Here is a 7265-nt window from a genome sequence, read left to right on the forward strand (position 1 = left end):
GCACCCTCGCCACAGCAAACGCGTTATCCGCGGGCAGCACTTGGCAACACCGCGAGGAAATTATCTCGCGCCACCCTCCTCGCCACGTCTTCGGGCAACGCATCCAGGAACGGATCGAAGCTGTGCAGTTCCTGACCCAACTTGTTGAAACGACCCACGACGTCCGACCCCACCATGAACCGCTCCGGAAAGCGCTCCACCAGTTTTACCCACTCCGGGCGAGGCTTGCCCGCCTCATCCAGCAGATAAGGCGTGAGCAGGCTCCAGGAGAGGTCGATGTACAGGTTGGGATAGGCTTCGAGCATGCGGGTCAGGGTGGGCAGCAGAAAGTCCAGTCGAGTCTGGTGCCGGTGGATCTCCATGCTCGTGCCGGCATGGGCCCAGATGAAGCGGGTGTGCGGGTGATTACGCAACGGCTCTTCGATTTCCGCCAGGTACAGTGGATTTTTCTCACGCTTGGAGGTGATGTTGGAGTGCAGCATCACCGGCAAGTCATGCTCGGCCGCCAAGTGATAGATCCGGGTCATCGCTTCGTTGTTGGCACGCGGTGTATCCCCCGACGTCAGCGCGGTGAGGTCGTCATGGCGGGTAAACACTTCGCCGATGCCCTGCCACAGCCCCGGATACAGATCGAGCATGCGTTGGATATGCGCATCGGAGTTCTTGTCGTTGGGGTTGAAGCCCGACAGGAAAGGATGAAAGCGCCGCCGTTGTTCTGCGCTCAGCTTGCTCACCGCGGCGGCGACGATGACATCGGTGGCGCTGTACCAATAGGCGTCCGCATCGTCGCCGGCGTAGTAGCGCGGACGCTTGGGTTCGTCCTCGTGCCACTTCTTGGCCACCGGGATCCCGGAAATCATTACGTGCTCGATGCGATTGTCCGCCATCGCCTGGAGCAGCTTGGGCATGCCGGCGGTTTCCTGGAAGAAGTCCACGTAATGCAGGTGCGCATCACTGTAGGCATATTCGCGGCCAATGGCGTTGCTGGCGCAGACCGCCAGCAGCCAGGCAACAATCAGACGGGGCAAAGGCACGGGCAGTCTCCAAAGGCCATGAGCAGGATAGACCCCGTCCGCCCCGCCTGGGTTCAAGGCGCGGGTGCCGTGGCTCGCGGCGGCGGGTTATGCTCTGCGCAACCGCTGCTCAACCTGGAAGACACCATGATCACGCCCCTGACCGTTCGCTCCCGTGCCGAAGACGTTGAAGGCCAGCCGATTCTTCGTCCGCTGCCGTCTGCCCAATGTCGCAGCGTCGGACCTTTCGTGTTCTTCGATCACATGCTGCAAACGTCCTACCCGGCCGGCAAAGGCATGAACATTCGTCAGCACCCGCATATCGGCCTGTCCACCCTCACCTACCTGTTCGAGGGGACGCTCCAGCACAAGGACAGCCTGGGCTCCGATCAGGTGGTCGAGGCCGGCGATGTCAGTTGGATGACTGCCGGGAGTGCCATTGCCCATGTCGAACGTACCCCCGAACCCCTGGTGGGCCGCGAATTCGTGTTACATGGCTTGCAGGTTTGGCTGGCCTCGCCCAAGGCTCATGAACAGGGGCCGGGGCATTACAGTCACCATCGGGCCCACTCGCTGCCGGTCAGCGAGAACCTCGGGGTGAAGATCCGGATGATTGCCGGCTCAGGCTTTTGCCTGGAGTCGCCGGTGCCGGTGCTTTCTCCTACGCTGTACGCCGAATTGAACCTGCAAACCGCGACGACCCTGCTGATACCCACCGAGCATGAAGAACGTGCTTTGTACGTAGTAAGCGGCGACGCGTTGTTGGAAGGCGAGCCGGTGGAACCCCGTTCGCTGGTGATCCTGCCGGCCGGGGAAGAAATGACCTTGTTCGCCAGCAGCGATTGCCATGCCGTGCTGTTCGGCGGCGCACCGCTGGATGGGCCGCGGCGGATGAACTGGAATTTCGTCTCCAGCGACCCGGCCCGGATCGATGAAGCCCGTCGGCGCTGGGCGGCCGGGGATTGGCCGAGCGTGCCAGGGGAAAGTGAGCGGATTGAGTTGCCTTAGAAGTACAGGTCCTGTGGAAGCAGCTTGCTCACGAAGGCGGTTTCACATCCAGCATCCATGTTGGCTGACCGACCGCTTTCGCGAGCAAGCCCGCTCCCACAAGGATCGAGTCGCCGCCGCATTGTAGCCAGCGAAGATTCAGTGTGGGAGCGGGCTTGCTCGCGAAGGGGCCGGCTCCGACACCGAAAATGCTCAGTACCAGCCCAATCTCAGCCTTTAAAGACCTCATCCAACAAATTATGCATCGACCGGAACGCCCGCTTGGCGACCTTGGCGTTGTACATCATCTTGCCCGGCACATTGGCGTGGGGATCGGTAAACGAATGCACCGCACCGCCGTAGCTCAGCAGTTGCCAGTCCACCCCGGCGGCATTCATTTCGTCTTCGAAGGCCGGCAGTTGCTCCTTGGGCACCAGCGGGTCCGAGGCGCCGTGCATCACCAGCACCGAACCCTTGATGTTCTTCGCATCCGCCGGGTTGGGCGTGTCCAGCGTGCCGTGGAACGAGATGGCGGCCTTGAGCGGCGCGCCGGTGCGGGCCAGCTCCAGGGCACAGCAACCACCGAAGCAGAAACCGAAGGTGGCCAGGTTCGACGTATCGACCTGTGCTTGCTCCTGGCTCTGTAGCTGTTCAAGTGCCACCTGCATGCGCTTGCGCAACAGGGCCCGGTCATTCTTGAGGGGCATCATCGCCGCCCCCGCCTCATCGGCATTGGTCGGGCGCACGTTCTGACCGTACAGGTCGGCAATCAACACGACATAGCCGTTAGCTGCCACTGACTTGGCAATCTCTTCCGCCCCCGCCCCTACGCCCATCCAGTTGGGCGCCATCAGCAGACCCGGGCGCGAGCCCTGCTGGCTGATGTCGAAGGCCAGGCGACCTTCATAGTTTTGACCATCGATCTGATAGACCACCGAACGAACCGTAACCTGACTCATGACGGACTCCTCATCAAAGGGAACACCTGGAATGAAAAAACCCGCCGAAGCGGGTTTTTCCTGCACTAGATCAAGCTGACAGTTCAACCAGCAGCTTGTTCAGGCGACGCACATACGCCGCCGGGTCCTTCAGGCTGTCGCCGGCCGCCAGGGCCGCCTGGTCGAACAGGATGTGCGACAGGTCGCCGAAGCGCTCTTCGCTCTGCTCGTTGTCGAGTTTCTCCACCAGCGGGTGCGCCGGGTTGAATTCGAAGATCGGCTTGGAATCCGGGACTTTCTGGCCGCTGGCTTCGAGGATCTGACGCATCTGCAGGCCGAGGTCCTGCTCACCGATGGCCAGGATCGCCGGCGAATCGGTCAGGCGATGCGACACGCGCACTTCGCTGACGGCATCGCCCAGTGCGGCCTTGATCCGCTCCACCAGGCCTTCCTTGCTCTTGGCGATTTCCTCGGCGGCTTTCTTGTCTTCTTCCGAATCCAGGTTGCCGAGGTCCAGATCACCACGAGCCACATCGACAAAGCTCTTGCCGTCGAACTCATTGAGGTAGCTCATCAGCCACTCGTCGATGCGGTCGGTCAGCAGCAGCACTTCGATGCCTTTCTTGCGGAAGACTTCCAGGTGCGGGCTGTTCTTGACCTGTGCATAAGTTTCGCCGGTCAGGTAGTAGATCTTGTCCTGACCTTCCTTGGCGCGGGCCAGGTAATCGGCCAGGCCGACGATCTGCTCGCCGTCATCGCCCTGGGTCGAGGCAAAGCGCAGCAGGCCGGCGATTTTTTCCTTGTTGGCGAAGTCTTCGGCCGGGCCTTCCTTCATCACTTGGCCGAAGTTCTTCCAGAAGCTCTTGTACTGCTCGGGCTCGTTCTTCGCCAGCTTCTCCAGCATATCCAGGACGCGCTTGGTCAGCGCCGACTTCATGGAGTCGATGATCGGATCTTTCTGCAGGATTTCCCGGGAAACGTTCAGCGACAGGTCGTTGGAATCCACCACACCCTTGATGAAGCGCAGGTACAGCGGCAGGAACGACTCCGCCTGGTCCATCACGAACACGCGCTGCACGTACAGCTTCAGGCCGCGTGGCGCCTCGCGCTGGTACAGGTCGAACGGTGCGCGGGCCGGCACGTACAACAGCGAGTTGTACTCCAGCTTGCCTTCGACCTTGTTATGGCTCCAGCTCAGCGGGTTCTCATAATCGTGGGCGATGTGCTTGTAGAACTCCTGGTATTCCTCGTCCTTGACCTCGGTACGCGGACGGGTCCACAGCGCACTGGCGCGGTTGACGGTTTCCCACTCCACTTCAGGCTTCTCTTCGCCTTCGGCAGCAGTGACTTCCTTCGGCAACTCGATGGGCAGCGCGATATGGTCGGAGTATTTCTTGATGATATTGCGCAGGCGCCAGCCATCGGCGAATTCGTCTTCACCGGATTTCAGGTGCAGCACGATACGGGTACCGCGGTCCGCCTTATCGACGGTGGACACTTCAAACTCGCCTTCGCCCTTGGACGACCAGTGCACGCCTTCGCTCGCAGCGAGGCCGGCACGACGGCTGAAGACTTCGACCTGGTCGGCGACGATGAACGCGGAGTAGAAACCCACGCCAAACTGGCCGATCAGGTGCGAATCCTTCTTCTGGTCACCGGACAGGTTTTTCATGAAGTCGGCGGTACCGGACTTGGCGATGGTGCCCAGGTGCGTGATCACCTCTTCGCCGTTCATGCCGATACCGTTGTCTTCGAGGGTGACGGTTTTCGCGTCCTTGTCGAAGCTCACACGGATTTTCAGCTCGGCGCCGCCTTCCAGCAGTTCAGGCTTGGAAAGGGCTTCGAAACGTAATTTGTCGACAGCGTCAGAGGCGTTCGAGATCAGCTCGCGAAGGAAAATTTCCTTATTCGAATACAGCGAGTGAATCATCAGGTGCAGCAGTTGCTTCACCTCGGTCTGGAAGCCCAGGGTTTCCTTTTGAGTTTCCACGCTCATGGTCATCAAACTCCAAGTGGATGGTGGTGTCCGCCTCGCTGAGATTGGCGGCGGGATGACCTCAAGGTGGGGGCAGCGGGGATGATTTCAAGGGCGAGGTTCTTTTGAAGGTTCCTGGATCTTGAAATGTGCCCGGGCGGTGGCAATGGGTTCGGCCTCGGTGTCCTGCCAGGCGGTGATCGCAACGTTGGCGACGCGTCGCCCCTGCCGCCAGACCTGGCACCTGGCGTAGGTGTCGCGAAACTGCCCGGCGCGCAGGTAATCCAGTGAGAAGTCGATGATCTTCGGCACGCTCGGCGCGCCGGTGGCAATCAGTAGATGAACGGCCGCCGCCAGCTCCATGAAACCGGCAATCACCCCGCCATGGATCGCCGGCAGTAAAGGGTTACCAATGTTGTCCTTGTTCGCCGGCAGGCGGAAAAGCAGCTCCTGGTCCTGGCGGGTACATTCAACGCCAATGAGTTGCGCATAGGGAATCGAAGCCAACAGCAGCGCGTAGTCGCCCCGCTCGCACGCCTGGCGCAGTTGTTCGTGGCTGATATCGGTCATGGTGTCTCCCCGGTGAGCGTCGGGGCGCCCGTTTTCATGCCCCGGGCGTGCTGGCCCAGGCGCATGAAGGTGCCCACGACATGGGCGATGGGTTGTTCAGGGTCGTCCTGGTAGGCGAAGCCTCGGGTGAAGATCACGTCCGGGGTGACCCGGTAGCATTGGGCAAAACCGTAGACATCCTTGTGGGGCTCGGCGGCATGCATGTAGTCGATGCGCAGGTCCAGGGTCGGACAGACCTCGAACTGCGGCAGCACGCACAGGGTCGACATGCCACACGCGGTGTCCATCAGCGAGGTCAACGCGCCGCCGTGGATGATACCGGTCAGCGGATTTCCGACGATTCGCGGGCTGAATGGCAAAATCACGGTCAGCCCCTCGCGGTTGGCACTGTGCAGTTTCAGGCCCAATACCTGGCAATGGCGCAGCGCGGACAGGAAGCGTGTGGCACGCTCAAAAACGGGGTCTTCGGCCATCTGATCAACGCTCTGGCAAGTGACGGGGCCTGACAACGGCCCCTCCGGATAAAGTTCAATCGCAACACGAAGTTATATATCTGTAGCAAAAGAGGAACTTAACCTGAGGGGTGCTGCTCAAAAGGCCAGTAGTTATTTCCATAAGGAGAAACACCCCATGCGTAAGACTTTAGCTATTGCCTTGATGTTGGCCGCCTCCCTCGGTCTCGCTGCCTGCGATAAAAAATCCGAGGACAAAGCTCAAGACGCCAGCAAACACGCTGAGCAAGCTCAGCAAGACATGAACAAAGCACAGGATAAAGTGAACGACGCGGCGAAAGAAAACGCCGAAGCTGCCAAAGATCAGGCAGAAGCGAACAAAGCCGCCGCGCAGGAACAAGCACCTGCCACCGCGCCGGCTACCGCGCCTAAAACCAACTGATCCGGTTTTAGTGACAGAAGAAAACCCGCCTCGTGCGGGTTTTCTTTTGCCTGCGATTTGACCAGGTCATTGCACTGTCAGGCCGCTTCCTTGCCTGCTTCGGCCGCTGGTACTTCGGTTGGGGTATAGACCATCACGTCCAATACATCGGAATGAAACTCGCGCTGATAGAGCACAAAGACCACGCCGGCACTCATCAACATGAACAGCCAGGGGCTGACGAACCAGGCCAACATGGTCATGCCGAAATAATAAGCGCGCAGGCCGAAGTTGAACTGGTTGGCGGCCATGGAAATAACCCGCGCCGCCCTCAGAGCAAATGCCTTGCGCTCCTGCTCCGAAACATGGCGTTCGCCGATCATCGGTGCCGACCCCACCAATACTGCCGCGAAGTTGTACTGGCGCATGCACCAACTGAAGGTAAAGAACGCATAAACGAACACCAGCGCCAGGCACAGCAACTTGACCTCCGCCATGCCCTGGGACGCCTGCTGCACCATCGGCAGGTCGGCCAGCAGCGACACCGCCCGGTCAGATGCCCCAAGCACCGTCAGAATCCCCGCCAGGATGATCAGCGTGCTGGAGGCAAAGAATGAGGCGTTGCGTTCCAGGTTACCGATCACGCTGGCATCGGCGATACGGTTCTCGCGCAGCAGCATGCGGCGCATCCAGTCTTCGCGATACAGGTGCATCACGCTGGCGAGACAGGCCGTGTCCCGCGCCTTCCAAGTGGCGTAACGGGTATAGCCGGCCCAGCAGGTGATGAACCAGGCAGCGGCTAGCAGATGGATCAGGTTGGCTTGGATGAATGACATGCAATTCCTTGTGTGAAAAGAACATGGAGCAGCTTGCAGCGTCCCCTGTGGGAGCGGGCTTGCTCGCGAATGC

General features: G+C 60.3%; 8 protein-coding genes. 2 read left to right on the forward strand and 6 right to left on the reverse strand.

The window, feature by feature from the left end; genetic code table 11:
• Positions 1-23: 23 nt before the first annotated feature.
• Positions 24-1028: an amidohydrolase family protein gene (locus tag RGM2987_RS00900; RefSeq protein WP_245138240.1), complete on the reverse strand. Its 1005-nt coding sequence runs from the start codon at positions 1026-1028 to the stop codon at positions 24-26.
• Positions 1029-1160: 132 nt separating this feature from the next.
• Here RGM2987_RS00900 and RGM2987_RS00905 point away from each other — a divergent pair, with 132 nt between their 5' ends.
• Positions 1161-2021 carry a pirin family protein gene (locus tag RGM2987_RS00905; protein ID WP_245138233.1) on the forward strand — a complete coding sequence of 287 codons (861 nt, stop codon included), beginning with the start codon at positions 1161-1163 and terminating at the stop codon, positions 2019-2021.
• Between the two features lie 209 nt (positions 2022-2230).
• Here RGM2987_RS00905 and RGM2987_RS00910 read toward each other — a convergent pair whose 3' ends face one another.
• The 4 genes from RGM2987_RS00910 to RGM2987_RS00925 all read right to left on the reverse strand — a co-directional run bounded on the left by RGM2987_RS00910 (position 2231) and on the right by RGM2987_RS00925 (position 5956).
• A complete protein-coding gene (locus RGM2987_RS00910) occupies positions 2231-2959 on the reverse strand; it encodes a dienelactone hydrolase family protein (RefSeq protein WP_245138234.1) in 729 nt (242 codons plus the stop codon).
• Between the two features lie 70 nt (positions 2960-3029).
• Entirely contained in the window at positions 3030-4934 is a 1905-nt protein-coding gene (gene htpG, locus RGM2987_RS00915; protein ID WP_245138235.1) for a molecular chaperone HtpG, read from the reverse strand.
• 87 nt (positions 4935-5021) lie between these two features.
• Positions 5022-5483, reverse strand: a complete 462-nt coding sequence (locus tag RGM2987_RS00920) for a PaaI family thioesterase (protein WP_245138236.1) — start codon at positions 5481-5483, stop codon at positions 5022-5024.
• The gene (locus RGM2987_RS00925; protein WP_245138237.1) at positions 5480-5956 is read right to left on the reverse strand and encodes a PaaI family thioesterase; all 477 of its coding nucleotides are present in this window, start codon (positions 5954-5956) and stop codon (positions 5480-5482) included. The genes RGM2987_RS00920 and RGM2987_RS00925 overlap by 4 nt, the downstream gene beginning before the upstream one ends.
• A 157-nt stretch (positions 5957-6113) precedes the next feature.
• Here RGM2987_RS00925 and RGM2987_RS00930 point away from each other — a divergent pair, with 157 nt between their 5' ends.
• Complete coding sequence (locus RGM2987_RS00930) at positions 6114-6377, forward strand: hypothetical protein (protein WP_245138238.1); 264 nt, start codon at positions 6114-6116, stop codon at positions 6375-6377.
• A 77-nt stretch (positions 6378-6454) separates the two neighbouring features.
• Here the strand turns inward: RGM2987_RS00930 and RGM2987_RS00935 are convergent, their stop codons facing one another.
• Positions 6455-7192, reverse strand: coding sequence for a DUF599 family protein (locus tag RGM2987_RS00935; protein WP_245138239.1), 738 nt, complete (start codon positions 7190-7192; stop codon positions 6455-6457).
• Between the last annotated feature and the right edge of the window lie 73 nt (positions 7193-7265).

It is taken from the genome of Pseudomonas sp. RGM2987, from assembly GCF_022952855.1.
GTDB lineage: Bacteria > Pseudomonadota > Gammaproteobacteria > Pseudomonadales > Pseudomonadaceae > Aquipseudomonas.

Bases quoted from the DNA above. Each gene is read 5' to 3' on its own strand.
- RGM2987_RS00905 (WP_245138233.1), top strand. From the start codon at position 1,161: ATGATCACGCCCCTGACCGTTCGCTCCCGTGCCGAAGACGTTGAAGGC.
- RGM2987_RS00925 (WP_245138237.1), bottom strand. From the start codon at position 5,956: ATGGCCGAAGACCCCGTTTTTGAGCGTGCCACACGCTTCCTGTCCGCG.
- RGM2987_RS00930 (WP_245138238.1), top strand. From the start codon at position 6,114: ATGCGTAAGACTTTAGCTATTGCCTTGATGTTGGCCGCCTCCCTCGGT.
- htpG (WP_245138235.1), bottom strand. From the start codon at position 4,934: ATGAGCGTGGAAACTCAAAAGGAAACCCTGGGCTTCCAGACCGAGGTG.
- RGM2987_RS00920 (WP_245138236.1), bottom strand. From the start codon at position 5,483: ATGACCGATATCAGCCACGAACAACTGCGCCAGGCGTGCGAGCGGGGC.
- RGM2987_RS00935 (WP_245138239.1), bottom strand. From the start codon at position 7,192: ATGTCATTCATCCAAGCCAACCTGATCCATCTGCTAGCCGCTGCCTGG.
- RGM2987_RS00910 (WP_245138234.1), bottom strand. From the start codon at position 2,959: ATGAGTCAGGTTACGGTTCGTTCGGTGGTCTATCAGATCGATGGTCAA.